A 26,091-nucleotide genomic window follows, 5' to 3' on the forward strand; every position below is an offset into this window, starting at 1 on the left:
GAATCGATCCCGGTCACGACCGGCCCGTCTCCTCCAGACGACGGCGCAGGTGCGCGCGTTCGGGTTCGGTTCCGGCCAGCTCGAGTGCCCGCCGGTAGGCGACGGCGGCCTCGTCGTCGCGGCCGAGCCGGCGCAGCAGCTCCCCGCGGGCCGTGAGATACGGGTGGTAGCCGCGCAGCCGGGGCTCGTCCGCGAGGGCGTCGAGCAGCACCAGACCGGCCTCCGGACCGTCCCGCATCGCCACCGCCGCGGCGCGGTTGACCGCGACGACCGGCGAGGGCGCCAGGGTGGTCAGGACGTCGTAGAGCGCGACGATCTGCGGCCAGTCGGTGGAGGCGACGTCGGCGGCCTCGTCGTGCAGCGCGGCGATCGCGGCCTGCACGCCGTACGGGCCCGGCGGGCCACCGGTCAGCGCCACGGGCACGAGAGCGGTGCCCTCGGCGACGAGAGCGCCGTCCCAGCGTGCACGGTCCTGGTCCGCGAGCAGAACCACCGCGCCCTCCGGCCCGGTCCGGGCGTCGCGGCGCGCGTGGGTCAGCAGCATCAGGGCGAGCAGCCCGGTCACCTCCCGCTCACCGGGCAGCAACCGGTGCAGGATCCGGGCCAGCCGGAGAGCCTCGTCGGCGAGGTCCGGACGCTGCAGGTCCGGCCCGGAACTCGCGGCGTATCCCTCGGTGAAGATCGAGTACAGCACCTGCAGTACACCCGGCAACCGCTCCGGCAGTTCGTCCCGCTCGGGCATCCGGAACGGAATGCGGGCCTGCCGGATCTTCTTCTTCGCCCGCACGATCCGCTGCGCCATCGTCGCGGTGGGGACCAGGAAGGCCCGCGCCACCTCGGGCGTCCCGAGCCCGGCCAGGCACCGCAGGGTCAGCGCCACCCGGTCCTCGGTCGCCAGCGCCGGGTGAGCGCAGGTGAAGTACAGCTGCAGGCGCTCGTCGGGCACGTCGCTGCCGGCCACGGGGGTGGGAGAGTGGTCCGCCCGATCCGAATCCACCTGCAGGACGGCCAGCCGGGCGGCGTAGGCCTGATCCCGCCGGAGCCGGTCGACGGCCTTGCGCCGCGCCGTCGTCAGCAACCAGGCCCCCGGCTTGACCGGCACGCCCCGGACGGGCCAGTGCATCAGCGCCGCTTCGATCGCCTCGCCGGCCACGTCCTCGGCCAGGTCGAGGTCGCCGAAGCGGTGCACGAGGGCGGCGAGCAACCGCCCCCGCTCCTCCCGGAACACCGCTTCGACGGCTGCGTCGACCCGCGCGCCGGCGCCCGGCCCGTCCGTCGCGGTCACTGCCCGAAGTCGGCGATCGGCCGCACCACCACGGATCCACCGCCGCGCGCTCCGGGGCAGCGGGCCGCCCAGTCCAGCGCGACGTCGAGGTCGGGCACGTCGACGACGTAGAAGCCGCCGAGAACCTCGCGCGTCTCGGCGAACGGCCCGTCCGTGGTGACGGATCGCGCCCCGTCGGGACCGACCCGCACGGTCGTGGCGGTGGTCAGGTCGGCGAGCGATTCCGAGGCGACGACGACTCCCGCCTCCTGGATCTCCTTGTCGAAGACCATCCACTCCTCGACGGTGCACTGGTCGCCGGCCTCGGCCGATGCGGCGTTGATCAGCATCATGTACTTCATATCGAGCCCTTCTCGTAGGGTGGGTGTCCTGCCCGGCAGGGTTGCCGTACGACATGACGACGAACGGAACCGGGTCGGATCGACAGGAGCCGCCGGTTCGTTCCCGGCTACGGCCGCGCCGGGTGTCGCGCGGAGGCATGCAGCCGGGGTGAGGAGGCATTCATGAGCGTGCCGCGACGACTCGCCGCCCTCGTCTCGATCGCCGCGACGGTGCTCGGGCTCACCGCGCTGGTGGCCTCCGCGACGGACGTGGCGAGCAACGCCGTGATCGCCTGGGCGTCGCTCGGCCCGTACCTGCTGCTCGGGACGGTGGCGGGTGCGGTCGTTGCCGCCCTCGCCCGGCGCCCGGTTCTGCTGGCCTCGGCGCTCGCGGTCGTCGCCGCCGGAGCCTGGACCCTGGGACCGTTGTACGTACCGGGTGTCCGGGACGACCGGCCGGCCTCGACTTCCGGTCCCACGATCCACGTGATGCAGGCCAATCTGATGGTCGGGCAGGCCGACCCGGATGCGCTGGTCCGGACGGTGCGCGAGCGGCGGGTCGACGTCCTGACCGTGCAGGAACTGACCGAGGACGCGGTGGCCGCGCTGCGGGTCGCGGGACTCGACGACCTGCTTCCGCACCGCTTCCTGGCCCCGACGCCGACCGGCGGTGCGGGCGCCGGGATCTACAGCCGGTTCCCCGTCTCGGCCGGCCGCACGCTCGACGGGTTCGGGCCGACGAACCTGGCCGCGACCCTGGACACCGGCCCCGGGCGGCCGCTGATCCTGTACGCCGTGCATCCCGCGCCCCCGTACCTGACACCGGCTCCGGCGTGGGCGGCCGAGCTCGAACGCCTGGACGAGGAACTCGAGTCGGTGACCGGCCCGGCCCCGGTCGTGGTCAGCGGGGACTTCAACGCGACGTACTCGCACACCCGCTTCCGCGACCTCCTCGACTCCGGGTACGTGCACGCCGCGGACCGGGTCGGCGGCGGGCTCGTGCCGACGTATCCGGCGGACCGCCGCTATCCGGCCGTCGTCGGGATCGATCACATCCTCACCCGGGGCGCCACGGCGATCTCCCTCGACCGGATCGAGCTCCCCGGCTCCGATCATCACGGCCTCGTCGCCGTCGTCCGGCTCCCGCCGCCGGCCGGCGACGAGAATTCCGGCGACGGCGAATAGCAATCTCACCGCACGACCCGCAGCCGGATGTCCGTCGCCACGGGGCCCTGGGTGGTGCCGAGACGTTCCAGCGCGAGCGGGTCGCCGACGAACGTCACCCCCGGAACCGGCTCGGCCGGCGGGCGGTGGGTGAGCACGAACTGCGGTCCGCTCCAGCCGCCACCGAACGCCTCGCCCTCGGTGGGTGTGCCCTTGTGCGGGTCGTCGCCGCGGAAGGTGCGGTTGCCGACGAGGAGCGCACCGATCTCGCCGACGAGTTCGTCGATCGCCGGATCCGGTCCCAGGTACGGCACCAGCCACGACATGTCGTCGCCGGGGCCGGCGATGAATCCGTCGATCGACATCGTGGCCGAGTACAGCAGCTTGCTCATGGCTCACCTTCCGCTCGCGGCGTCTCGATTCTGTCCGTACCGACCGCCGAACGGGCGAGAACTCGTCGCGGCACCGTACTCCGCGTCCACGGGGACCGTCGCGCCGGCCGGACGAACGCGCTGCTCAGCGCGTCCACCGGCGGCGGGTGCCGGCTCGGGTCGAGCACGCACTCGCCACTGCCGACGGCGACCCGGAGGGCACACCCCTACCATCGGACCGGTGACCCGCGACCTCGCCACCGCCTACTGGCCCGACATCGAACCGGGCCGCGCGACGGTCGCGGTTCCCGTCGGCGCGCTCGAACAGCACGGGCCGCATCTTCCGCTCGACACCGACACCCGGATCGCCCGGGCGCTGACGGCAGCCCTGCCGGGTGTGCTCGTCGCGCCGGCCCTCGAGTACGGGGCCAGCGGCGAGCACGAGGGCTTCCCCGGCACCGTCTCGCTCGGCGCCGACGCGATGGAGACCGTCTTCGTCGAATACGGACGTTCGGTGTGCCGGTGGGCCGCGCGCCTGCTGTTCGTCAACTGGCACGGCGGCAACGTGCCCGCACTGACCAGAGCGGTGTCCCGGCTGCGGTACGAGGGCCGCGACGCGGCGTGGCTGCCGTTCGCCGTGCCCGGCGGCGACGCCCATGCCGGCGTCACCGAAACCAGCCTGCTGCTGCATCTGGATCCGCACGTGGTGGACACCGCCCGCGCCGAGAAGGGAAACACCGGCACCCTCGCCGACCTGATGCCACGAATGCGGACGGGCGGTATCGTCGCCGTGTCCGCGAACGGCGTGCTGGGGGATCCGACGCCCGCGAGCGCAGCGCAGGGGGCACGATGGTTCGCCGACATCGTCGATCGAGCGGCGGCACAGACGACCCGGTGGGAGCCGGATGCGAAAGGAAGACTCCGTTGACGAGCACGGCCCGACTGCCCGACGGATTCGGCGTCCGTATCGATCCGCGGGTGCGCGCCTACTCCGACGGTCGCGTGCTCATCGGCGGTTCACCCACGCGCATGCTCAAGCTCGCCCCCGCGGCCGCGGCGATGATCGGTGACGGCTACGTGAAGGTCGTCGACTCGCAGACCGCCGTCGTGGCGCGACGCCTGCTCGACTCCGGCGTCGGAAACCCCCGTCCCACCGCGTTGCCCGCCACCTCCGACGTCACCGTCGTGATTCCCGTGAAGAACAACCCGGCCGGGCTCGAGCGCCTGCTGGCCGCCGTCGAGGGTCTGACGGTGATCGTCGTCGACGACGGCTCGGACGTTCCGTTGTCCGCCCCGGCCAGAGACTCGCTCCGGGTGCTGCGGCACGAGCGGTCCCGCGGCCCGGCCGCGGCCCGCAACACCGGACTGCGCGCCGCCACGACGCCGTTCGTCGCCTTCCTCGACTCGGACGTGGTGCCGCGCAAGGGCTGGCTCGAGGTGATGCTCGGGCACTTCTCCGACCCGGCGGTGGCGCTCGTCGCGCCGCGCGTCGTCGCGCTCGAACCCGACAGGGGCGCCCTGGGACGCTACGAACACGCGCGCTCGTCGCTCGATCTCGGCCGCCGCGAGGCCGCCGTCAAGTCCGGCAGCCCGGTCGCGTACGTGCCGAGCGCCGCGATCATCGTCCGTCGCGACGTGCTCACCGCGACCGGCGGATTCGACGAGACCATGCACGTCGCCGAGGACGTCGACCTGTGCTGGCGGCTGCAGGAGGCCGGCTGGCGGCTGCGCTACGAACCCGTCGCGCACGTGGCGCACGATCACCGCGTGGGGTTCCGGAAGTGGTTCACCCGCAAGGCCTTCTACGGCACCGGTGCGGCACCGCTCGCGAGCCGCCACCGCGGTTCGGTACCGACGATGTCGATGTCCGGGTCGATGCTGTTCGCGTGCGTGGCCGCCGCGAGCCGCACCCGCCTCGGGGCGGTCGGCGCGGTCGCGTCGCTGTCGGTGACGATGCTCCGGCTGCGCCGGATGTTCGCCGAACTCGACCAGCCGACCCGGATCGCGGCGGTGCTCACCGCGCAGAGCTTCGCCGGCGGACTGTGGCAGGTCGCCTCCGCGCTGTGCCGGCACTACTGGCCGATCACGTTCGTCGCCGCCGTGGTCTCGCCGAGAGTGCGTCGCGCGGTCCTCGGCTTCGCCGTCGCCGAGGGGCTGTGGGACTGGTACGGCCACCGCGAGGACGGCGGCCTCGACCCCCTGCGCTACGTGTTCTACAAGCGTCTCGACGACATCGCCTACGGCGCCGGACTGTGGTGGGGTGCGGTCGTCGCCCGGGATGCGGCGGCGCTCGCGCCCCGCATCCAGGGTTGAGCGGGGTAGTCGCGCCCGTGGCCGCGCCGGCGCACGCCGACGTCGTCGTCGTGGGGGGTGGCAGTTGCGGCTGCGTGCTGGCCGCCCGGCTCAGCGAGGATCCCGACCGGACGGTCCTGCTGCTCGAGGCCGGCCCCGGCTACCGCTCCATCGCGGACACCCCGTCCGCGGTGCTCGACGCGACCGTCCTGCCGGTCGGTCCGGACAGCCCGTGGACCTGCGCCTACCCGGTCCGGCTGACCCGACGTCGCCCGTCCGTCGTCGCCCGCGGCCGGCTGCTGGGCGGCTCCGGCGCGGTCAACGGGGCGTACTTCGTGCGGGCCCGCCCGGACGACTTCGAGGCCTGGCCGCCGTCCTGGTCGTTCGATCGGGTGCTGCCGCATTTCCGCGCCACCGAGACCGATGCCGACGCCGGGACGGGTGTGCACCGTCGCTGGCACGGGACGTCCGGTCCCGTGCCCGTCGCCCGTACGCCGTGGGAGCGGCTGCACCCGGTCGGTGCCGCATTCCACGACGCGGCCCTCGCCGCCGGACATCGCCGGATCGCCGACCTCAACGCGCCCGGACCGGACGGGGTGGGCCCCGTCCCGCTCAACATCCGCGACGGGATGCGCGTCGGTCCGGCCCACGCGTACCTGCTGCCCGCACTGACCCGGCCGAACCTGACCGTGCGCACGGGAACCCGCGTGCGCCGGGTCGTGCTCTCGGGGTCGCGCGCGGTCGGCGTCGAGACCGAGGACGGCGAGACCGTCGGCGCCGGCCACGTCGTGCTCGCCGCCGGTGCGATCGGCTCCCCGCAGCTGCTCATGCTCTCCGGCATCGGCGCCGGCGCCGAGCTGACCCGCCTGGGCGTCACCCCGCGGATCGAGCTCCCCGGGGTCGGGACGGGCTTCACCGACCACCCGGAGATCGCCGTCCCCTACCGGTACCGCGCCCCGCAACCCGGACCGGCCCCGGTCCTGCAGGTCGTCCTGCACACCGGCAATCTCGAGATGCGCCCCTACACCGCACCGTTCGCCGCGTCCGTCCCCGGAAGCGGCGTCGCGGACCCCGTTCTGGGTGTGGTGCTCACCCGTCCCCGCAGCCGCGGCACGATCCGCCTCGACCCGGCCGACCCGACGCGGCCGCCGCTGCTGGACTACCGCTACCTCGAGGACCCGGGCGACCGTGCCGACCTGCGCGACGGGGTCGCGCACGCCGCGCATCTGCTCGCGGCGATGCCGGACGTCGTGGACCGGACCGGGGTCGATCCCGACGCGTTCGACCCCGGCGACGCCTGGCTCGAACAACACCTCGGGACGTCGCTGCACCTGTCCGGGAGCTGCCGGATGGGCACCGACGAGGCGGCGGTCGTCGACGACCGGTGCCGGGTGCACGCCACCGAGGGACTGAGCGTCGTGGACACGTCCGTGTTCCCGCAGGTGCCCGGCCGCGGCCCGCACGCGACGGCGGTGATGCTGGCGGAGCGGGTGGGCACGGGGGCGGGCTTGTGACTCGGGTTACAGTTGTCCGGAGGAGGAACCGGCAGATGAGCAGCACCGCATGACCGACGAACGATCCGGCTCGGCCAACCCGTGGGTGGCGCTGCGGCCCGGTGACGATCCGTCGCAGCTGGCGCAACGGGTGTCGTCGGCGCACAGTTCGTTCCTCGACGCGGCCGACACGTCGGTCGTGCCGGCCTCCGTGCGGTCGGTGGTCCGCGAATCCTGGCTGCGCAGCCGCCGCAACGGGATCAGTCCCGACGCCGTCGAACAGCCGAGCCTGCTCACCGGCCTGGACCTCGAGCGGTACCGGGCCGGGCATCCGATGGCGCTGATCCGTCCCGTCGTGCGCAAGCTGCTGGTGGAGGACGCCGCCGACAGCGGGCTGCTCGTCGCGATCAGCGACGAACAGGGCCGGTTGCTGTGGGTCGAAGGCGACCATGCGGCCCGGGACCGGGCGCTGTCGATGAGCTTCGTCGAGGGCGCCGACTGGAGTGAGGAGCGGGTGGGCACCAACGCGCCCGGCACCGCTCTCGCCGTCGACCACTCGGTCCAGATCGTCGCCGCCGAGCACTTCAACCGCACCGTGCACGAGTGGAGTTGCTCGGCCGCGCCGGTGCACGACCCGAGCACCGGCCGGATCCTCGGCGCCATCGACATCACCGGCGGTCTGCGCGTCGCCGCGCCGGAGGTGCTGCAACTCGTGCGGGCCACGGTCGCCGCCGCCGAGTCGGAACTGCGGCTGCACCTGCTCAGCTCGCCGCGGCTGTTGTCGTCCGCTCGCACGAGCCTCGACACGTTCGGTTCCGGACGGCCCACGTTGCACCGCGACGGCGAGCGGATCCCGCTGTCGCAGCGGCACGCCGAGATCCTGCTGCTGCTCGCCGAGCATCCCGAGGGTCTGAGCTCGGACCGGCTTGCGGTGCTGCTCGACGAGTCCGAGCTCGACTCCGTCACCATTCGTGCCGAGATGTCGCGGCTGCGAAAGGTTTTCGGATCCGAGGGGCTCGGTTCTCGCCCGTACCGGCTCCTCGGCGAACTCGTCACCGACGTCGCGGAGGTCCGCGGTGCGCTCGACCGCGGTGACGTGGCGACGGCGGTGCGCCTGTACGCCGGGCCGGTGCTGCCCGGATCGGTCGCGCCCGGCGTCGAGGAGATCCGGGACGAACTGCGCGCCCGGGTGCAGGCGGCGCTCCTCCGCGCCGGCGACGCCCAGTTGCTCGCGCGGTGGACGGCATCGGTGCACGGGCGCGACGACATCGCCGCCTGGGAGGCGTACCTGACCACCCTCGATCCGCACTCGACGCTGTTCGCCCAGGTCAGGGCCCGGATCGAGCTGCTGGACCGCCAGCTCGGCATCTGAGGTTGCAGCTACGCAACGTAGTTGCAACCCACCGGTTCGTAGTGTTCCGGATCACACGCCCCGCATGGGGTGTGCCAGACCATCCGAGGAGTGAACACCGATGACCGTGTACGCCCGTCCCGGCTCGCCCGACGCCCTGATGTCCTTCCAGTCCCGCTACGACAACTGGATCGGCGGCCAGTGGGTACCGCCTGTGAAGGGTCAGTACTTCGAGAACGTCACCCCGGTCACGGGACAGCCGTTCACCGAGGTGGCCCGGTCCACCGAGGAGGACATCGAGCTGGCCCTCGACGCCGCCCACGCCGCGGCGCCGGCCTGGGGCAAGACCTCCGTCGCCGAGCGGTCCATCCTGCTCAACAAGATCGCCGACCGTATCGAGGAGAACCTCGAGTCGATCGCCCTCGCCGAGACCTGGGACAACGGCAAGCCGATCCGCGAGACCCTCAACGCCGACATTCCGCTCGCGATCGACCACTTCCGCTACTTCGCGGGCGCGATCCGTGCGCAGGAGGGCTCGATCTCCGAGATCGACTCCGAGACCGTCGCCTACCACTTCCACGAGCCGCTCGGCGTCGTCGGCCAGATCATTCCGTGGAACTTCCCGATCCTGATGGCGGTGTGGAAGCTTGCCCCCGCCCTGGCCGCCGGCAACGCCGTCGTCCTCAAGCCGGCCGAGCAGACGCCCGCCTCGATCCTGCACCTCATCTCCGTGATCGGCGACCTGCTGCCTCCGGGCGTGGTCAACATCGTCAACGGCTTCGGCGTCGAGGCCGGCAAGCCGCTGGCGTCGAGCCCGCGGATCCGCAAGATCGCGTTCACCGGCGAGACCACCACCGGCCGCCTGATCATGCAGTACGCCTCGCAGAACCTGATCCCGGTCACCCTCGAGCTCGGCGGCAAGAGCCCGAACATCTTCTTCTCCGACGTGCTCTCGGCCAACGACGACTACCAGGACAAGGCGCTCGAGGGCTTCACGATGTTCGCCCTCAACCAGGGCGAGGTGTGCACCTGCCCCTCGCGCTCGCTGATCCAGCAGGACATCTTCGACGACTTCCTGTCGCTGGCCGCGGTGCGCACGAAGGCCGTGCGCCAGGGTGATCCGCTCGACACCGACACGATGATCGGTGCGCAGGCGTCGAACGACCAGCTCGAGAAGATCCTGTCCTACATCGAGATCGGCAAGAGCGAAGGCGCCCAGGTGATCACCGGTGGCGAGCGCGCCGAACTCGGCGGCGACCTGTCCGGCGGCTTCTACGTCCAGCCGACGGTGTTCAGCGGCCACAACAAGATGCGCATCTTCCAGGAGGAGATCTTCGGACCGGTGGTCTCGGTGACCTCCTTCCGGGACTTCGACGACGCCATCTCCATCGCCAACGACACCCTCTACGGCCTCGGCGCCGGCGTCTGGTCCCGCGACGGCGGGGTCGCCTACCGGGCCGGTCGCGCGATCCAGGCCGGCCGGGTGTGGACCAACACCTACCACCAGTACCCGGCGCACGCGGCGTTCGGCGGCTACAAGCAGTCCGGCATCGGGCGCGAGAACCACCACATGATGCTCGATCACTACCAGCAGACGAAGAACCTCCTGGTGTCCTACGCCCCGAAGGCCCAGGGCTTCTTCTGATCAGACCCGGCGCCTGTCACGTCACCCCCCTGCGACGTGGCAGGCGCCGTTCCCATTCCGCCCTACCCCCGCCGACAATCGGAAGGCACCGTATGTCCGTCCCGCTCCGCCTCGTCGCCACCGCCGACGCGGTCACGCTCCTGCGCCGCCTCGCCGAGCGCCACGGGCCGCTGATGATGCACCAGTCCGGCGGCTGCTGCGACGGGTCGGCGCCGATGTGCTATCCGGACGGCGACTTCGTCGTCGGCGACCTGGACGTGCTGCTGGGGGTGCTGGACCTGCGTCTCGAGGTGGGGCGGACGGCAGACGACCTGCCCGGCGGCGCCGACGCCGTCCCGGTGTGGATCTCGGGATCCCAGTTCGAGGCGTGGAAGCACACCCGGCTCGTCCTCGACGTGGTGCCGGGCCGCGGCTCCGGGTTCAGCCTCGAATCCCCCGAGGGGCTCCGGTTCCTCAGTCGCGGCCGTGCCTTCACCGCTCAGGAGAACGACGCTCTCGCCCGCGACACCCCCGTGCTCGGCAAGCAGTGGGCCGCCGGCGCCCGCCCGGATCCGGCCACGGAGCCGACCGTCGTGGCCGAGGCCGCCGATGCGTGCCCGGTGCCGACGACCCCGGGTCGCTCCTCGTAACACTTCCGTGACCGCGTACTGACGCGGTGTGTACATACCGCTCGTACCGTGAGTACGCGCGGTGTCCTCGGCGTGCCTGCTCGACACGTCGCCATCCTCCGTCGAGAAGAGGAATCATGTCGTTGACCGACCCGCCCCGGACCGGAACCGCGGCTCACCACGACGGCGCGGACTTCCACGCCGAGAGTCGTGCCTATCTCGAAAAGCGAAGTCTGAGAAAGGGTTCGGCAGGCTGGATTCTGCTCGCGGGGCTGGGGGTCAGCTACGTCATCTCGGGTGACTACGCCGGCTGGAACAACGGCCTGGCCGAAGGCGGGTTCGGTGGACTGCTCGTCGCCTCGGTGATCATCGCGGCCATGTACTTCGCGATGGTGCTCGGCATGGCGGAGTTGTCCTCCGCGCTGCCGGCCGCCGGCGGCGGCTACACCTTCGCCCGTCGCGCACTCGGACCCTGGGGTGGATTCGCCACCGGCACAGCAATTCTCATCGAGTACTCGATCGCCCCGGCGGCGATCGCCACGTTCATCGGCGGGTACGTCGAGTCGCTGAACCTGTTCGGCATCACCGACGGGTGGTGGATCTACCTCGCCGTGTACGCGGTGTTCATCGGCATCCACCTCACCGGCGCGGGCGAAGCCCTCAAGGCGATGTTCGTGATCACCGCGATCGCACTCGTCGGGCTCGTGGTGTTCGCGGTCTCGGCCGTCGGGCTGTTCGACACCGCCAATCTGACCGACATCGCCGTCGACGAGACCGCCGCCGGTGCGTCGTCGTTCCTGCCCTTCGGTCTGTTCGGCATCTGGGCGGCCGTGCCGTTCGCGATCTGGTTCTTCCTCGCCGTCGAGGGGGTGCCGCTCGCCGCGGAGGAGGCGACCGAACCGGAGAAGAACGTGCCCAAGGGCATCATCGTGTCCATGCTGGTACTGCTCGTCACCGGTGCGACCGTGCTGTTCCTGGCCACCGGCGCGCTCGGCGCCGAGGCCCTGTCCACCTCCGGCAACCCGCTCGTCGAGGCCCTCGGCGACAGCGGCGCCGCGAAGGTGGTCAACTACATCGGCCTCGCCGGTCTGATCGCGAGCTTCTTCTCGATCATGTACGCGTACTCGCGGCAGACGTTCGCGCTCTCGCGCGCCGGTTACCTCCCGACGAGCCTGTCGCTGACCAACAAGCGCAAGGCGCCGGTGCTGGCGCTGATCGTCCCCGGTGTGATCGGGTTCGCGCTGTCGCTCACGGGGGAGGGCGCGATGCTGCTGAACATGGCCGTCTTCGGTGCCGCGGTGAGCTACGTGCTGATGATGGTCAGCCACATCGTGCTGCGGCGGCGCGAGCCGAACATGCCGCGGCCCTACCGCACCCCCGGCGGTGTCGTCACCACCTCCTTCGCGCTGGTCGTCGCGGCCGCTGCCGTCGTGGCCACCTTCCTGGTCGACCCGATCGCCGCCCTGTGGACCCTCGGCGCCTTCGCCGCGTTCATGGCCTACTTCGGGCTCTACAGCCGGCACCGGCTGGTGGCGAACTCGCCCGACGAGGAGTTCGCCGCGCTCGCCGAGGCGGAGGCCGAGCTGAAGTGAGCGTCTACACCCAGCACCTCGCCGGCACCACCTACACCTTCGACGGCCTCGTGGACCTGCTCGCCAAGGCCACCCCGCGCCGCTCCGGCGACGAACTCGCCGGCTGCGCGGCCGAATCCGACGCCGAGCGCGCGGCCGCGCAGTGGGTGCTCGCCGACGTCCCGCTCGACGTGTTCCTCGCCGAGCCGGTGGTGCCCTACGAGACCGACGAGGTCACCCGGCTGATCCTCGACGACCACGACCGCGACGCCTACCGCGCCGTGCAGCACCTGACGGTCGGGGGACTGCGCGACCTGCTCCTCGACACCGTCACGAAGGCCGATGCGGCCGCGACGTTCGCCGCCCTGTCACCCGGCCTGACGCCCGAGATGGTCGCCGCCGTCAGCAAGCTCATGCGCAACCAGGACCTGATCGCGGTGGCCCGCGCGATCGAGGTCACGTCGGCGTTCCGCACCACCGTGGGACTTCCCGGCCGGCTCGGCACCCGGCTGCAGCCCAACCATCCCACCGACGACCCGCGCGGCATCGCCGCCGCGACCCTCGACGGGCTGCTGATGGGGTGCGGCGACGCCGTCATCGGCATCAACCCGGCGACGGATTCGCCCCGGGCCACCGCCGACCTGCTGCACCTGCTCGACGAGATGCGGCTGCGCTTCGACATCCCGGTGCAGTCCTGCGTGCTCTCCCACGTGACGACCACCCTCGGCCTCATCGAGGCCGGCGCCCCGGTGGACCTGGTGTTCCAGTCCATCGCCGGCACCGAGGGCGCCAACGCCGGCTTCGGGGTGAACCTCGCGCTGCTGCGCGAGGCGAACGAGGCCGGTCGCGCCCTGGGGCGCGGCACCGTCGGGGACAACATCATGTACCTCGAGACGGGACAGGGTTCGGCGCTGTCGGCCGGCGCGCATCTCGGCACGGGCGGACGTCCGGTGGATCAGCAGACCCTCGAGACCCGGGCGTACGCCGTCGCCCGCGCGCTCGACCCGCTGCTGATCAACACGGTGGTCGGTTTCATCGGCCCGGAGTACCTCTACGACGGCAAGCAGATCGTCCGGGCGGGCCTCGAGGACCACTTCTGCGGCAAGTTGCTGGGCCTGCCCATGGGTGTGGACGTGTGCTACACCAACCACGCCGAGGCCGACCAGGACGACATGGACACCCTCCTGACGCTGCTCGGGGTTGCCGGCGCCGCGTTCGTCATCGCCGTGCCCGGGGCCGACGACGTCATGCTCGGCTACCAGAGCCTGTCGTTCCACGACGCGCTGTACGTGCGGCGCGCGCTCGGCCTGCGTCCCGCTCCCGAGTTCGAGCGGTGGCTCGCCGGCCTCGGCATGGTCGACGGAGCCGGGCACATCCTGCCGGTGGACGCGGCCGCCTCCCCGCTGCGCGCCCTCGCGGGAGGTGCGGCATGAGCGAGTCCGTCGACCGTGACTTCTGGGCGCCGCTGCGGTCGTCGACGCAGGCCCGCATCGGGCTCGGCCGCGCCGGCGACGGCCTCCCGACCGCGCGGGTGCTCGAGTTCCGGGCCGCGCACGCCGCGGCCCGCGATGCGGTGCACCAGCCCCTCGACGTGCCGGCCCTGGCCGCCGACGTCGAACGTCTCGGACTCGGCGCGCCCGTCGTCGTCGAGAGCCGCGTGCGCGATCGGGGCGAGTACCTGCGCCGCCCGGATCTCGGCCGCGTGCCCGCGGACCTGTCCGCGGTCCCGGCCGTCGGCGCCGACGTCGGGGTGGTCCTCGCCGACGGGCTCTCGCCGCGGGCCCTGACCGAGCACGGCGTCGCCCTGCTCGAGGCGATCGTGGCGGCCCTGCCGCGGCACCTGTCCGTGGCGACGCCGGTGATCGCGACGTCGGCGCGGGTCGCGCTCGGCGACCACATCGGCGCCGCCCTGGGGGTGCGCACCCTGCTGGTCCTGATCGGGGAGCGGCCCGGGCTGTCGGTCGCCGACAGCCTCGGGGTGTACCTGACCCACGAGCCGCGGCCCGGTCGTGCCGACGCCGAACGGAACTGCGTGTCCAACATCCACCCACCCGAAGGGCTGGGGTATGCGGCGGCCGCGTGCGTCGTCGCGGGGCTGGTCGACGGGGCGCGCCGGCTCGGGCGGTCCGGGGTGGACCTGAAGGACACCACGCGGGGCGACCGGCTCGATTCCGCGACGGTGGGGGAGTTGTAGCGGCGAGAACGTGACGCATCCGCGTGGCCGGTTGACATTGCCGCCGCATCCGCCAAATCATGTACTCCGCCCGACCGGGTGACACGTACGGCCCGCGACCGGGCGACGAGGAGAGGACACGATGGCTTTCGCTGGCAATGTCGACGAGCTGGCTCTGCTGCAGACGGTGCGGCTGAAGCAGACCGTCACCGCGGAGGTGATCGCGGCGCATCTCGGGGTGTCCGTCGCGTCCGGCCGGGCGGCGTTCGACGCACTCGTCGCCCAGGGCAAGGCGAAGGAGAGCGGCGACGGCATCTCCCTGACCGACGCGGGTGCTGCGGAGCTGACCGATCAGCTCGACGCGGAGCGCGTCTCGATCGACGAGGATTCCCTCGCGGAGCTGTTCGAACAGTTCGGGCCGCTCGACGACGAGCTCACCGCGCTGCTCGCCGACCCGGAATCCGCCAACTTCCTCGACGAACTGATCGAGCTGGATCGCAAGGCGCAGAATCTCTTCGACGACGTGTCGGCCTTCGTTCCGCGCCTGTCGCGGTACCAGGACCTGTTCGCCGAGGCGCTCGGGAAGATCAAGTCCGGCGCGCTGGCATGGGCCACGGCACCGAACATCGACTCGTACGCGACCGTGTGGCGCGAGATGCGCGCCGAACTCGCCGGCGCCGCCGGTCGCTGACGCGCCGGTCACCGGAACGCGGCGACGAAGCGCCGTTGCCCGGGCGTGTCCACCGCTCGGCGCGAATAGTGCTCGCGCACATAGGCAACCGCGTCGGCGGGCGGCACGCCGTCGAGGATCGCCAGGCAGGCCGGCGCGGTGCCCGTGCGGCCGTGTCCCCCGCCGCAGGCGACTTCGACGCGTTCGGCCACACACCGCTCCCATGCCTCGTGCAGTATCCGGCGCGCGGCCCGGGGATCGGCTGGGAGCCGGAAGTCGGGCCAGCGGATCCATCGGGCCTGCCACGGGACCGTCGGCGGTTTCCGGCCCGAGCGGTAGATCCCGAGTGTGGGGTGCGGGCCGGTCGGCGCCGGCGGACGCCCCGGCCCCGGACGGTCCGGCCCGACGGGAGGGCCAGAACCCCCGGGTGCCCGGTTCCCAGGTCGTCGTCATGGACGGAGCGTAGGCGGCGCGGGCGCGGCCGGTCCGCCCCGGTGGCCGCGCCGGGATGCCCGACGCGCTCCGGTCATTCGTTCGCCGAACTACGTGATACGGCTCACAGCCACCCCCCTTTCGGGGGTAGTGGGGGAGTGAGGCGGATCACTACCTTTCCTTCCATCCCGCGGCGCAGGTCCGCCGCGGCTCGGACGGAAATACGGAGGACAGACGTGACCACAGTGTCGACACCGGGGGCCGAACCCCCCGTGGTACCGGCGGGGCACAAGCCCGCCGCGCCGACCGCTCCTGCCCCGGGCGGCCCCGGCATCCGACGCGTCGCCATCGCCAGCTGCATCGGCACCACCATCGAGTTCTACGACTTCTTCATCTACGGAACCGCCGCAGCCCTGGTCTTCCCGACGGTGTTCTTCCCGGCGCTCGGCGCCACCGCCGGCACGGTCGCCTCGTTCGCGACCTTCGCCGTCGCCTTCATCGCGCGCCCGGTCGGCGCCATGCTGTTCGGGCACTTCGGCGACCGTATCGGCCGCAAGAAGACCCTCGTCTCCACCCTGCTGCTGATGGGCATCTCGACCCTGCTCATCGGGTTGCTTCCGGGCGCCGAGACGATCGGCGTCGCCGCCCCGATCATCCTCGTGCTGCTGCGCTTCGCCCAGGGCTTCGCCGTCGGCGGTGAATGGGCCGGCGCGACGCTGCTCACCGCCGAGTACGCGCCACCGGGCAAACGCGGCCTGTATGCGATGTTCCCCCAGCTGGGCCCGGCCATCGCCTTCGCCCTGTCGAGCGGCACCTTCCTGTTCACCGGCCTGGCCCTCGGCGACACCAACGAGGCCTTCCTCGACTACGGTTGGCGAATCCCGTTCCTGCTCAGCATCGTTCTCGTGGCCGTCGGTCTGTACATGCGCCTCGCCATCCAGGAGACCCCGGTGTTCCGGGCCGAGAGCGAAGCCCGCGCCGCCGCCCCGGCCGAGAAGCGCACCCTGCCGTTCCTCGACGCCCTGCGCTACCAGACCAAGGAGATCCTCCTCTCGGCCGGCGCCCTGGCGATCATGTTCGCCTTCTTCTACATGGGCACCGCGTACCTGACCAGCTACGCGACCAAGACCCTCGGCTTCTCCCGGCCGTTCGTCCTGACCGTCGGCATCGTCTCGTCGCTCGTGTTCGGCGCCGCGATCGTGCTCTCCGCGCTCTACTCCGACCGGGTCGGACGCCGTCGCGTCATCATGATCTCGTGCGGCTTCTCCGTCGTGTGGGCGCTGGCGCTGTTCCCGCTGCTCGACACCGGATCGCCGGTCGCGTTCGTCGTCGGCATGATGGTCACCCTGGCCATCTTCGGCATCGCCTACGGCCCGTGCGGCGCACTGCTGCCGGAGATGTTCCACACCCGGTACCGGTACACCGGCGCCGGACTCGGCTACAACCTCGCCGGCGTCCTCGGCGGTGCGATCCCGCCCATGCTGGCCGCGCCCCTGGCCGCGTCCTACGGCGGCATCGCCATCGGCGTCATGCTCTCCGTGCTCGGCGTCCTGAGCTTCGTGTGCACGAAGGCCCTCGTCGAGACCCGGGACCGAGCGCTCTGATCCCGCCGGCGCCCTCCCCGACACCCCGGGGAGGGCGCCTCGTGCTGTCACCACCCCCTCAACTGTCCAGAATCCGAACACCTGCGGCCCCGGATCGGCGAGCATGGTGGACGAGTCCTCGAGACCCCGTCGCTCGTCCCGGGCCGCGCACACTGCAGGAGCACCAATGACCGGTTTCACCACACCCGAACTGCCCAGCTACACCTCGGGGGCGTGGAACACCCCGCTGCTCGGGGACACGATCGGCGACAACTTCGACCGCACCGTCGCCCGGCACGGCGCCCGGGACGCGCTCGTCGACCGCGCCGCCGGCCGGCGCTGGACCTACACCGAGCTCGCCGGCGAGGTCGACGCTCTCGCGTTCGGGCTGCTGCGGGCCGGCATCGGGAAGGGCGACCGGGTGGGCATCTGGGCGCCCAACTGCGCCGAGTGGGTGGTCGTCCAGTACGCCACCGCGAAGATCGGCGCGATCCTGGTCAACATCAACCCGGCCTACCGCTCGCACGAACTGCAGTACGTGCTCACCCAGGCCGGAATCCGGATGCTGGTCGCGGCCCCGAGGTTCAAGACGTCCGACTACGCGGCGATGATCGACGAGGTGCGGGGCAACTGCCCGGATCTCGAACAGGTGGTGCTGCTCGGCTCTCCCGACTGGGACGAGCTCGGCGAGTCCGGCCGCGCCGCACTCGCCGACGACCGCACCCGGCTCGACGCCGCGCAGCGCGACCTGTCGGCCGACGATCCGATCAACATCCAGTACACGTCCGGCACGACCGGATTCCCCAAGGGCGCCACCCTCAGCCACCACAACATCCTCAACAACGGGTTCTTCGTGGGCGAGCTGTGCCACTACACCGAGCAGGACAAGGTGTGCATCCCGGTGCCCTTCTACCACTGCTTCGGCATGGTGATGGGCAATCTGGCCTGCACCAGCCACGGTGCGACGATGGTGATCCCGGGACCGGCCTTCGACCCGGCCCAGACGCTGGCCGCCGTCGCCGAGGAGCGCTGCACCTCCCTCTACGGGGTGCCGACGATGTTCATCGCCGAACTCGCCGACCCCGGCTTCGACGGCTTCGACCTGTCGAGCCTGCGAACCGGCATCATGGCGGGCTCGCCGTGCCCGGTCGAGGTGATGAAGCAGGTCATCGAACGGATGGGCATGGCCGAGGTCTCCATCTGCTACGGCATGACCGAGACCTCCCCGGTGTCGCTGCAGACCCGCAGCGACGACACCATCGACCAGCGGGTGTCCACCGTCGGCCGCGTCGGCCCGCACCTCGAGGTCAAGATCGTCGATCCGGCCACGGGCCTGACCGTCCCGCGCGGCGAGCCGGGCGAGCTGTGCACCCGCGGGTACTCGGTGATGCTCGGGTACTGGAACCAGCCCGACAAGACCGCCGAGGCCATCGACGCCGCCCGGTGGATGCACACCGGCGACATCGGCGTCATGGACGCCGACGGGTACGTCTCGGTCACCGGCCGCATCAAGGACATGGTCATCCGGGGTGGCGAGAACATCTACCCGCGGGAGATCGAGGAGTTCCTCTACACCCACCCGGACATCCTCGACGCCCAGGTGGTCGGGGTGCCCGACCAGAAGTACGGGGAGGAGCTCATGGTGTGGATCCGGATGCGAGAGGGTGCGGCACCGCTCGACGCGCAGTCGCTGCGCGAGTACTGCACGGGCAAGCTCGCGCACTACAAGATCCCCCGCTACGTGCACGTCGTCGACGAGTTCCCGATGACGGTCACCGGCAAGATCCGCAAGGTCGAGATGCGTGAGATCTCGACGGCCCTGCTCGGGGAGGCCGGACAGGGGTGAACGGTCTGCGGCCGGAGATCGCGCTGTCCTGGAAGCGCTCACAGCTGAGCGGGATAGACCCGGGACGGCTTCCCGAACCGACCCTGCTGGGCCCCTCGGACGCGGCCGGGCGGCTGCTCGACGCCGCCCGGCCGGTGCTCGACGAGCTGCGCACCCAGCTCGCCGGCACGGGCTGCTGCATCCTCCTCGTGGACCGCGACTGCCGGATCGTGGCCCGGTTGTTCGACTCGGCACCCATGCAACGGGCCATGGAGGAGATCGGCGTGGTCCCCGGCGCCGCCCTGAGCGAGGACACCTACGGCACCAATGCCCTCGGCACCCCGTTCGAGGTGCGGCAGAGCCTCGTGGTGCACGGCGAAGAGCACTACCTCGAGTCCCTCAAGGACTTCAGCTGCTACGGGCATCCCCTCGTGCATCCGGTCACCCGTCGCATCGAAGGCATCCTCGACATCACCGCCGCCGGCAAGACCGCCAATCCGCTGTTCGCGCCGTTCCTCGCCCGGGCGGCCCGCGACATCGAGGCACGGCTGCTCGAGGGCGCCCGCGAGTCCGACCGGCGGGTCGTCGACGCGTTCCAGCGGGCCGCGCAGCAGCGCGGCGTCGCGGTCGCGGCCATGGGCGAGGACATCATGCTCACCAACAAGGCCGCCGTCGAACTGCTCCTGCCCGCCGATCACGCTGCCCTGCGCGCGATCGCGGTCGATCTGCCAGCGGGGGAGTCCCGCACCATGGACTTCGCGCTGTCCGCCGGCGGCAGCACCCGGTTGCGGATCGACCGCATCCCGGGCATCGGCAGCGGCGCGTTGTTCCTGCTCGACGCCTCCGGGGCACGCGAACCCGTGCCCCGGAGCGACGTCGCGCAGGATGCGACGACGCGGCTACGGCGGCGGCTCGGGCGGCTGCGCGACGGTGCCGGTGGCGTGGCGATCGTCGGCGAGCCCGGCAGTGGGCGAACCTGGGCGGCAAGGGAACTCGTCCGTGAGGCGGGCACGTTCCTGGATGCCGCCCGGATCGTCGGTGAGGGTGAACGCGAATGGTCGGCCCGGTTGCTCACGGTCGCGGCCGCCGCGACGGACCGCGGCTTCGTGGTCGTCGAACACGTGCACCTGGCGCCGGACCCGGTGCCGGCGCTGCTCTCGTCGATGCTCTCCGACCCGGCCGCACCGCGGCTCGTGCTCACGGCCGACCCCGTCGACGGCATCCGGCCGCCGGTGCGGGAGCTGTTGGCACGCTGCCCCGGTCAGGTCCGGGTCCCGGCCCTGCGGCAACGGATCCGGGAACTCGGTGACCTGGCCGCCGCGCTCGCGCAGGAACTCGGCCGACCGGATCTGCGCCTGGGCCCGAGTGCCCTGACGGCCTTGTCGGAACGTTCGTGGCCCGGCAACCTCGCCGAACTGCGGGCGGTGCTCGCCGCCGTCCCGGTGCGGGAGTCCCCGCTGCCGGTGCGACGGGAGGATCTGCCGGTCGACTACCGGGCGACGAGCCGGGTCTCCCGCCTGGGTGGGCGCGAGCGCGCCGAGCGGGAGGCCATCATCGAGGCGCTGCGTGAGAGCGGCGGCAACAAGGTGCACGCCGCGGCGCAGCTCGGTATCAGCCGCACCACGCTCTACAGCCGGATCCGCGCGCTCGGCATCGCGGGCTGACCGTACCCGCGCGGGTCTCGTCGCTCGTATGCGCATGTGCGCACTGTCCAATCCTTGAACAGTTCCCGCGGCCCTGCCCGAAGCAGTATGACCCGTGTCACACTACTTCAGGAGGTTGGGCATGACAGCTGTTGCCGAGCACATCGTCGCTCCGCGGATCCGAGAGTTCCTCTCCGGGACCAAGCAGCTCTACATCGGCGGCGAATGGCTCGACGCCGCCTCGGGCCGCGTCTTCGCGACCTACGATCCCGCGACCGGGGACAAGCTCACCGACGTCGCCCACGGCGGCGCCGAGGACGTCGACCGGGCCGTGCGGGCCGCCCGCAAGGCATTCGACGAGGGCCCGTGGCCGACGATGAAGGCCGCCGAGCGGGAGCGCATGATCTGGCGGGTCGGTGATCTGCTCACCGAGCGCGCCGAGGAGTTCGGCCAGCTCGAGGCGCTCGACAACGGCAAGTCCGCCGTGATCGCCGCGGCCGTGGACACGGCGTGGTCGGCGGACATCTTCCGCTATTACGCCGGGTGGGCCACCAAGATCGAGGGCAGCACGGTGAACGTCACGATGCCGTTCGTGCCCGGCGGCGAGTTCCACGCCTACACGCTGCGCGAACCGGTGGGCGTGTGCGGGCTCATCGTGCCCTGGAACTTCCCGCTGCTGATGGCCGCGTTCAAGCTCGCGCCCGCCCTCGCCGCCGGCAACACCGTCGTTCTCAAGCCCGCGGAGCAGACGCCGCTCACCGCGCTGCTGCTCGCCGAGATCTTCGAAGAGGCCGGGTTCCCGCCCGGGGTGGTGAACATCGTGCCCGGCTTCGGTGACGCCGGCGCCGCCCTCGCCGCGCACGACGACGTCGACAAGATCGCCTTCACCGGGTCCACCGAGGTGGGCAAGAAGGTCGTCGACGCCGCCAAGGGAAACCTGAAGAAGGTCTCGCTCGAACTCGGCGGCAAGAGCCCGAACATCGTCTTCGCCGACGCCGACTTCGATGCGGCCGTGCAGGGCTCTCTCGATGCGTGGCTGTTCAACCACGGCCAGTGCTGCGTGGCCGGCACCCGGTTGTTCGTCGAGCGTCCCATCTTCGAGAGGTTCACCGAGGCCGTCGCCGAGGCGGCGAGCAAGGTGAAGATCGGACCCGGGCTCGACCCGGCCACCCAGCTCGGCCCGCTGGTCTCCCAGGAGCAGCTGGATCGGGTCACCGGGTACCTGCGCGAGGGTCTGACCGACGGGGCGCGCGCCCTCACCGGTGGAAAGCGCTGGGGCGACAAGGGCTTCTTCGTCGAACCGACCGTGCTGGTGGACGTGCAGCCCGACTTCAGCGTGGTGCGCGAGGAGATCTTCGGTCCGGTCGTCGCCGCCATGCCGTTCGACGCCGACGACGGCATCTCCGCCGCCGCCAACGACTCGATCTACGGACTGGCCGCGGGCATCTGGACGCGAGACCTGTCGAAGGCGCATCGCACCGCGCGGCGGCTCAAGGCCGGTTCGGTGTGGATCAACCAGTACAACGGCTTCGACACCGCCATGCCGTTCGGTGGGTTCAAGCAGTCCGGATGGGGACGTGAGCTCGGTGCGGGAGCGCTGGACCTCTACACCCAGACCAAAGCCGTGAACATCGCCCTCTGACCCGACACACCCGAGGAGAACAATGATGAAGACCAAAGCTGCAGTCCTGCTCGAGACCGGCAAGCCGTTCGAGATCATGGAACTCGACCTCGACGGCCCGGGCCCCGGTGAGGTGCTGATCAAGTACACCGCGGCGGGGCTGTGCCACTCGGACCTGCACTTGACCGACGGGGACCTGCCCCCGCGCTTCCCGATCGTCGGCGGCCACGAGGGCTCCGGCATCATCGAGGAGGTCGGCCCCGGCGTCACCAAGGTCAAGCCCGGGGACCACGTCGTGTGCAGCTTCATCCCGAACTGCGGGACCTGCCGGTACTGCTCGACGGGCCGGCAGAACCTGTGCGACATGGGGGCCACCATCCTCGAGGGCTGCATGCCGGACGGCTCGTTCCGGTTCCACTCCGGCAGCACCGACTTCGGCGCGATGTGCATGCTCGGCACGTTCGCCGAGCGCGCCACCATCTCGCAGCACTCGGTGGTCAAGGTCGACGACTGGCTCCCGCTCGAGACCGCCGTGCTCGTCGGCTGCGGTGTGCCGTCCGGCTGGGGCACCGCGGTGTACGCCGGGGACGTCCGCGCCGGCGACATCGTCGTGATCTACGGCATCGGCGGCCTCGGCGTCAACGCCGTCCAGGGTGCCGTGCACGCGGGCGCCAAGTACGTCGTGGTCGTCGACCCGGTGGAGTTCAAGCGCGACACCGCCCTGAAGTTCGGTGCCACGCACGCCTTCGCCACTGCCGCCGAGGCGGCCGAGAAGGTCAACGAGCTGAGCTGGGGCCAGGGCGCCGACGCTGCCCTGATCCTCGTCGGCACCGTCGACGAGGAGGTCGTCTCGGCGGCCACCTCGATCGTGGGCAAGGGCGGCACCGTCGTCATCACCGGCCTGGCCAACCCGGAGAAGCTCACGGTGCACGTGTCCGGAACGGAACTGACCCTGTTCCAGAAGACCATCAAGGGCTCGCTGTTCGGTTCGGCCAACCCGCAGTACGACATCGTGCGGCTGCTGCGGCTCTACGATGCCGGGCAGCTGAAGCTCGACGAGCTGGTCACCCATCGCTACAGCCTCGAGGAGGTCAACCAGGGCTACCAGGACCTGCGCGACGGCAAGAACATCCGTGGGGTCATCCTCCACGACGCCTGATCGCGGGATGCGCCCCGGCGGCCGGCCGGGGCGCATCTGCGGGCCCGCGCAACATTTTGCAGAAGATTTACCGGAATTCTCCCGAAGCGCGCATATTCCGCGCACTCTGTGGCATACCGTCCCCACGGTTCGATGTTCCGAGAGAGGAGCCCGTGATGGGAGAGATCATCGGCACGATCATCTTCGGTGCGGTCATCGGTGTGCTCGCACGGCTGGTGATTCCGGGGAAGCAGGCGATGGGGTGGCTCATCACCATAGTCATCGGCATCGTCGGCGCCCTGATCGGCTACTGGATCTGGGGCATGATCAGCGATCAGGGTGATACGCCCGGCATCGACTGGTGGCGCTGGATCATCAGTATCGCCGTCGCCGCGGTGCTGACCCTGGCCTACACCTCGATGACGAGGGACAAGGTCCGGTAGCAGCAGTGCAGTGCCGGTAACGGCAGCACGATGGGAGCCCCGTCCGGTGATCCGGGCGGGGCTCCGTGCCTGTTCAGGCGTCGGATTCGGGGTCCCCGGCCCGCTCGGCGCCCAGTGCGGCCAGGGTCATGTGGCGCAACACCGCCCGGGTCGCGGCGGGGGAGGACCGGTCGGCGCTGTGCGGGGTCGAGTTGATGAGCCCGAAGGCGGCATGCGCCATGGTCCGTGCGTCGGACTCTCCCAGGGTGGGGTCGAGGCGGCGCAGGGCGCCCACCCACAGTTCGACGTAGCGCCGCTGGGTCTGGCGCACCTCCCGGCGGGCGTCCGCCGGGAGGGATTGCAGCTCCCGGTCCTGCACCCGGATCAGGTCCGGTTCCCCGAGCGCGAAGTCGAGGTGGAAGTCCACCAGGCGGTCGAGCGTGCGCCGGGGATCGTCGGTGTGGTCGACCACGTCGGTGCCGCCGGCCAGCAGGCGACGGCTGATGTCGACCAGCAGCTCGACGAGCAGCGCGTCCTTGTTGGGGAAGTGCCGGTAGACGGCGGGGCCGCTGATGCCCACCGCTGCCCCGAGGTCCTCGAGTCGTACGCCGTTGAACCCGCGCTCGGCGACGAGGCGCGCGGCGGCCTGGAGCAGCTGCCGTCGCCGGTCGGCCTTGGCCCGGCCGCGTGCGGTGAGCAGCTGTTCGTCGGTGTCCGGCTTCAGCTCGGTCATCGGCCGCACCGTTCCTTCCTGACGGGGTCTGGACAACTCAGTTAATCACAGCTAACCTCATTTTCAGTTATCGAGTATTAACTCAGGCGCCCACCCCAAGGCGAGGACTGTACTGTGACAACCCCCCTGACAACCGCTGCGCGGACCTACCGCGAGCAGCACGTCCAGCTGGTCACCGAGCTGCGCGACAAGCTCGCGACCGCCGCTCTCGGCGGCAGCGAGAAGGCCCGGGAACGGCACGTCGCCCGCGGGAAGCTGCTGCCCCGCGAGCGCGTCGACGCCCTGCTCGATCCCGGCAGCGCATTCCTCGAGATCGCGCCGCTGGCCGCGAACGGCATGTACGACGACGAGTGCCCCGGTGCCGGGATGATCGCCGGCATCGGACGGGTGTCCGGCCGCGAATGCGTCATCGTCGCCAACGACGCCACCGTCAAGGGCGGCACCTACTACCCGGTGACGGTGAAGAAGCATCTGCGGGCCCAGGAGATCGCGCTGCAGAACCAGCTGCCGTGCCTGTACCTGGTCGACTCCGGCGGGGCGTTCCTGCCGCGGCAGGACGAGGTGTTCCCCGACCGCGAGCACTTCGGCCGCATCTTCTACAACCAGGCCACCATGAGCGCCAAGGGCATCCCGCAGATCGCCGCGGTCCTCGGCTCGTGCACCGCGGGCGGCGCCTACGTGCCCGCGATGAGCGACGAGGCCGTCATCGTCCGCAACCAGGGCACCATCTTCCTCGGCGGTCCGCCGCTGGTGAAGGCCGCCACCGGCGAGGTCGTCACCGCGGAGGAACTCGGCGGCGGCGACCTGCACTCGAAGGTCTCCGGCGTCACCGACCACCTCGCCGAGGACGACCGCGACGCCCTGAACAAGGTGCGCGCCATCGTCGCCACGTTCGGGCCCCGCACCCCCCGGCCGTGGGACGTCGCGCCGACCTTCGCGCCCGCCGCGGATCCGGCCGAGCTCTACGACGTGGTGCCCACCGACCCGCGCACCCCCTACGACGTGCACGAGGTCATCGAGCGCCTCGTCGACGGCGACCCGACCGGACCCGGTTCGAGCTTCTCCGAATTCAAGGCCGAGTACGGCAAGACCCTGGTCACCGGGTTCGCCCGCATCCACGGCCACCCGGTCGGCATCATCGCCAACAACGGCGTGCTGTTCGGCGAATCCGCCCAGAAGGGCGCCCACTTCATCGAGCTGTGCGACAAGCGCTCGATCCCGCTGCTGTTCCTGCAGAACATCTCCGGCTTCATGGTCGGCCGGGACTACGAGGCCGGCGGCATCGCCAAGCACGGCGCCAAGATGGTCACCGCGGTCGCGTGCGCGCGTGTCCCCAAACTGACCGTCGTCGTCGGCGGCTCCTACGGCGCCGGCAACTACTCGATGTGCGGGCGGGCGTACTCGCCCCGGTTCCTGTGGATGTGGCCCAACGCGCGCATCTCGGTGATGGGCGGCGAGCAGGCCGCCTCCGTGCTGGCGACGGTGCGTTCGGACCAGCTCGACGCGTCCGGCACGCCCTGGACCGCCGAGCAGGAGGAGGCGTTCAAGGCCCCGATCCGCGAACAGTACGAGCACCAGGGCAACCCCTACTACTCGACCGCGCGGCTGTGGGACGACGGCATCATCGATCCCGCCGACACGCGGGAAGTTCTCGGCCTGGCCCTGTCGGCGTGTGCGAACGCGCCCCTCGAGCCGGTTTCCTACGGCGTCTTCCGGATGTGAGGCAGTTGAACATGTTCGATACCACCGGC

At 71.2% G+C, this 26,091-nt stretch carries 22 protein-coding genes and 1 pseudogene; 18 read left to right on the plus strand and 5 right to left on the minus strand.

The features are described 5' to 3' along the window. Nucleotides 1-13: 13 nt before the first annotated feature. Nucleotides 14-1,285: an RNA polymerase sigma factor gene (locus RR3_RS12950; RefSeq protein ID WP_064066655.1), complete on the minus strand. Its 1,272-nt coding sequence runs from the start codon at nt 1,283-1,285 to the stop codon at nt 14-16. Next, entirely contained in the window at nt 1,282-1,626 is a 345-nt protein-coding gene (locus RR3_RS12955; protein ID WP_010591935.1) for a YciI family protein, read from the minus strand. The genes RR3_RS12950 and RR3_RS12955 overlap by 4 nt, the downstream gene beginning before the upstream one ends. Nucleotides 1,627-1,788: 162 nt before the next feature. Between RR3_RS12955 and RR3_RS12960 the strand changes: the two genes are divergently transcribed. Continuing rightward, nucleotides 1,789-2,790, plus strand: a complete 1,002-nt coding sequence (locus RR3_RS12960; RefSeq protein WP_064066656.1) for an endonuclease/exonuclease/phosphatase family protein — start codon at nt 1,789-1,791, stop codon at nt 2,788-2,790. A gap of 5 nt (nt 2,791-2,795) precedes the next feature. On the opposite strand, the gene RR3_RS12965 is transcribed toward RR3_RS12960, so the two are convergent. Continuing rightward, nucleotides 2,796-3,161, minus strand: coding sequence for a dihydrofolate reductase family protein (locus RR3_RS12965; RefSeq protein WP_010591933.1), 366 nt, complete (start codon nt 3,159-3,161; stop codon nt 2,796-2,798). 220 nt (nt 3,162-3,381) lie between these two features. Here RR3_RS12965 and mftE point away from each other — a divergent pair, with 220 nt between their 5' ends. The 10 genes from mftE to RR3_RS13015 all read left to right on the plus strand — a co-directional run bounded on the left by mftE (nt 3,382) and on the right by RR3_RS13015 (nt 14,964). Then, nucleotides 3,382-4,068 (plus strand): mycofactocin biosynthesis peptidyl-dipeptidase MftE, encoded by a 687-nt coding sequence (gene mftE, locus RR3_RS12970; protein WP_010591932.1) that lies wholly within the window; start codon nt 3,382-3,384, stop codon nt 4,066-4,068. Then, the gene (mftF, locus tag RR3_RS12975) at nt 4,065-5,453 is read left to right on the plus strand and encodes a mycofactocin biosynthesis glycosyltransferase MftF (RefSeq protein ID WP_010591931.1); all 1,389 of its coding nucleotides are present in this window, start codon (nt 4,065-4,067) and stop codon (nt 5,451-5,453) included. Before mftE ends, mftF begins: the two co-directional genes overlap by 4 nt. Nucleotides 5,454-5,470: 17 nt before the next feature. Further along, nucleotides 5,471-6,946, plus strand: a complete 1,476-nt coding sequence (gene mftG, locus RR3_RS12980; protein WP_017679982.1) for a mycofactocin dehydrogenase MftG — start codon at nt 5,471-5,473, stop codon at nt 6,944-6,946. A gap of 49 nt (nt 6,947-6,995) precedes the next feature. Next, a complete protein-coding gene (locus RR3_RS12985; RefSeq protein WP_010591929.1) occupies nt 6,996-8,297 on the plus strand; it encodes a helix-turn-helix domain-containing protein in 1,302 nt (433 codons plus the stop codon). Between the two features lie 100 nt (nt 8,298-8,397). Then, entirely contained in the window at nt 8,398-9,921 is a 1,524-nt protein-coding gene (exaC, locus tag RR3_RS12990; protein WP_017679981.1) for an acetaldehyde dehydrogenase ExaC, read from the plus strand. Between the two features lie 92 nt (nt 9,922-10,013). After that, nucleotides 10,014-10,550, plus strand: coding sequence for a DUF779 domain-containing protein (locus RR3_RS12995; RefSeq protein ID WP_010591927.1), 537 nt, complete (start codon nt 10,014-10,016; stop codon nt 10,548-10,550). A gap of 116 nt (nt 10,551-10,666) precedes the next feature. Then, nucleotides 10,667-12,121, plus strand: coding sequence for an ethanolamine permease (eat, locus tag RR3_RS13000; protein WP_017679980.1), 1,455 nt, complete (start codon nt 10,667-10,669; stop codon nt 12,119-12,121). Continuing rightward, nucleotides 12,118-13,533, plus strand: coding sequence for an ethanolamine ammonia-lyase subunit EutB (locus RR3_RS13005; RefSeq protein ID WP_017679979.1), 1,416 nt, complete (start codon nt 12,118-12,120; stop codon nt 13,531-13,533). Before eat ends, RR3_RS13005 begins: the two co-directional genes overlap by 4 nt. Next, nucleotides 13,530-14,294 carry an ethanolamine ammonia-lyase subunit EutC gene (gene eutC / locus RR3_RS13010; RefSeq protein ID WP_010591923.1) on the plus strand — a complete coding sequence of 255 codons (765 nt, stop codon included), beginning with the start codon at nt 13,530-13,532 and terminating at the stop codon, nt 14,292-14,294. The genes RR3_RS13005 and eutC overlap by 4 nt, the downstream gene beginning before the upstream one ends. Nucleotides 14,295-14,415: 121 nt before the next feature. Then, complete coding sequence (locus RR3_RS13015) at nt 14,416-14,964, plus strand: hypothetical protein (protein WP_010591922.1); 549 nt, start codon at nt 14,416-14,418, stop codon at nt 14,962-14,964. Nucleotides 14,965-14,972: 8 nt separating this feature from the next. On the opposite strand, the pseudogene RR3_RS13020 reads toward RR3_RS13015, so the two are convergent. Continuing rightward, nucleotides 14,973-15,396 (minus strand): annotated as a pseudogene (locus RR3_RS13020) (protein-tyrosine phosphatase family protein). 215 nt (nt 15,397-15,611) lie between these two features. Here RR3_RS13020 and RR3_RS13025 point away from each other — a divergent pair. From RR3_RS13025 to RR3_RS13050, 6 genes are all read left to right on the plus strand, one after another. Then, nucleotides 15,612-16,979 (plus strand): MFS transporter, encoded by a 1,368-nt coding sequence (locus tag RR3_RS13025; protein ID WP_371851035.1) that lies wholly within the window; start codon nt 15,612-15,614, stop codon nt 16,977-16,979. 166 nt (nt 16,980-17,145) lie between these two features. Further along, nucleotides 17,146-18,804: an AMP-binding protein gene (locus tag RR3_RS13030; RefSeq protein ID WP_064066657.1), complete on the plus strand. Its 1,659-nt coding sequence runs from the start codon at nt 17,146-17,148 to the stop codon at nt 18,802-18,804. Beyond that, nucleotides 18,801-20,447 (plus strand): sigma-54-dependent Fis family transcriptional regulator, encoded by a 1,647-nt coding sequence (locus RR3_RS13035; RefSeq protein ID WP_010591918.1) that lies wholly within the window; start codon nt 18,801-18,803, stop codon nt 20,445-20,447. Before RR3_RS13030 ends, RR3_RS13035 begins: the two co-directional genes overlap by 4 nt. Before the next feature lie 121 nt (nt 20,448-20,568). Then, entirely contained in the window at nt 20,569-22,068 is a 1,500-nt protein-coding gene (locus RR3_RS13040; RefSeq protein ID WP_064066658.1) for an aldehyde dehydrogenase family protein, read from the plus strand. Nucleotides 22,069-22,093: 25 nt separating this feature from the next. Next, a complete protein-coding gene (locus RR3_RS13045; RefSeq protein WP_017679972.1) occupies nt 22,094-23,206 on the plus strand; it encodes an NDMA-dependent alcohol dehydrogenase in 1,113 nt (370 codons plus the stop codon). A 155-nt stretch (nt 23,207-23,361) separates the two neighbouring features. Then, on the plus strand, nt 23,362-23,628 hold the full coding sequence (locus RR3_RS13050) for a GlsB/YeaQ/YmgE family stress response membrane protein (RefSeq protein ID WP_010591915.1): 267 nt from the start codon (nt 23,362-23,364) through the stop codon (nt 23,626-23,628). 73 nt (nt 23,629-23,701) lie between these two features. On the opposite strand, the gene RR3_RS13055 is transcribed toward RR3_RS13050, so the two are convergent. After that, complete coding sequence (locus tag RR3_RS13055) at nt 23,702-24,340, minus strand: SACE_7040 family transcriptional regulator (protein ID WP_010591914.1); 639 nt, start codon at nt 24,338-24,340, stop codon at nt 23,702-23,704. 114 nt (nt 24,341-24,454) lie between these two features. Between RR3_RS13055 and RR3_RS13060 the strand changes: the two genes are divergently transcribed. Continuing rightward, nucleotides 24,455-26,062, plus strand: a complete 1,608-nt coding sequence (locus RR3_RS13060; protein WP_010591913.1) for a carboxyl transferase domain-containing protein — start codon at nt 24,455-24,457, stop codon at nt 26,060-26,062. Nucleotides 26,063-26,091: the final 29 nt, after the last annotated feature.

Source organism: Rhodococcus ruber NBRC 15591 (assembly GCF_001894945.1).
Lineage (GTDB): Bacteria > Actinomycetota > Actinomycetes > Mycobacteriales > Mycobacteriaceae > Rhodococcus > Rhodococcus ruber.

What these genes read in the sequence shown, in the direction of transcription:
- RR3_RS12955 (WP_010591935.1), bottom strand. Translation starts at nt 1,626, where the DNA reads ATGAAGTACATGATGCTGATCAACGCCGCATCGGCCGAGGCCGGCGAC.
- RR3_RS12960 (WP_064066656.1), top strand. Translation starts at nt 1,789, where the DNA reads ATGAGCGTGCCGCGACGACTCGCCGCCCTCGTCTCGATCGCCGCGACG.
- RR3_RS12965 (WP_010591933.1), bottom strand. Translation starts at nt 3,161, where the DNA reads ATGAGCAAGCTGCTGTACTCGGCCACGATGTCGATCGACGGATTCATC.
- RR3_RS12985 (WP_010591929.1), top strand. Translation starts at nt 6,996, where the DNA reads ATGACCGACGAACGATCCGGCTCGGCCAACCCGTGGGTGGCGCTGCGG.
- exaC (WP_017679981.1), top strand. Translation starts at nt 8,398, where the DNA reads ATGACCGTGTACGCCCGTCCCGGCTCGCCCGACGCCCTGATGTCCTTC.
- RR3_RS12995 (WP_010591927.1), top strand. Translation starts at nt 10,014, where the DNA reads ATGTCCGTCCCGCTCCGCCTCGTCGCCACCGCCGACGCGGTCACGCTC.
- eat (WP_017679980.1), top strand. Translation starts at nt 10,667, where the DNA reads ATGTCGTTGACCGACCCGCCCCGGACCGGAACCGCGGCTCACCACGAC.
- eutC (WP_010591923.1), top strand. Translation starts at nt 13,530, where the DNA reads ATGAGCGAGTCCGTCGACCGTGACTTCTGGGCGCCGCTGCGGTCGTCG.
- RR3_RS13015 (WP_010591922.1), top strand. Translation starts at nt 14,416, where the DNA reads ATGGCTTTCGCTGGCAATGTCGACGAGCTGGCTCTGCTGCAGACGGTG.
- RR3_RS13030 (WP_064066657.1), top strand. Translation starts at nt 17,146, where the DNA reads ATGACCGGTTTCACCACACCCGAACTGCCCAGCTACACCTCGGGGGCG.
- RR3_RS13040 (WP_064066658.1), top strand. Translation starts at nt 20,569, where the DNA reads ATGACAGCTGTTGCCGAGCACATCGTCGCTCCGCGGATCCGAGAGTTC.
- RR3_RS13045 (WP_017679972.1), top strand. Translation starts at nt 22,094, where the DNA reads ATGAAGACCAAAGCTGCAGTCCTGCTCGAGACCGGCAAGCCGTTCGAG.
- RR3_RS13050 (WP_010591915.1), top strand. Translation starts at nt 23,362, where the DNA reads ATGGGAGAGATCATCGGCACGATCATCTTCGGTGCGGTCATCGGTGTG.
- RR3_RS13055 (WP_010591914.1), bottom strand. Translation starts at nt 24,340, where the DNA reads ATGACCGAGCTGAAGCCGGACACCGACGAACAGCTGCTCACCGCACGC.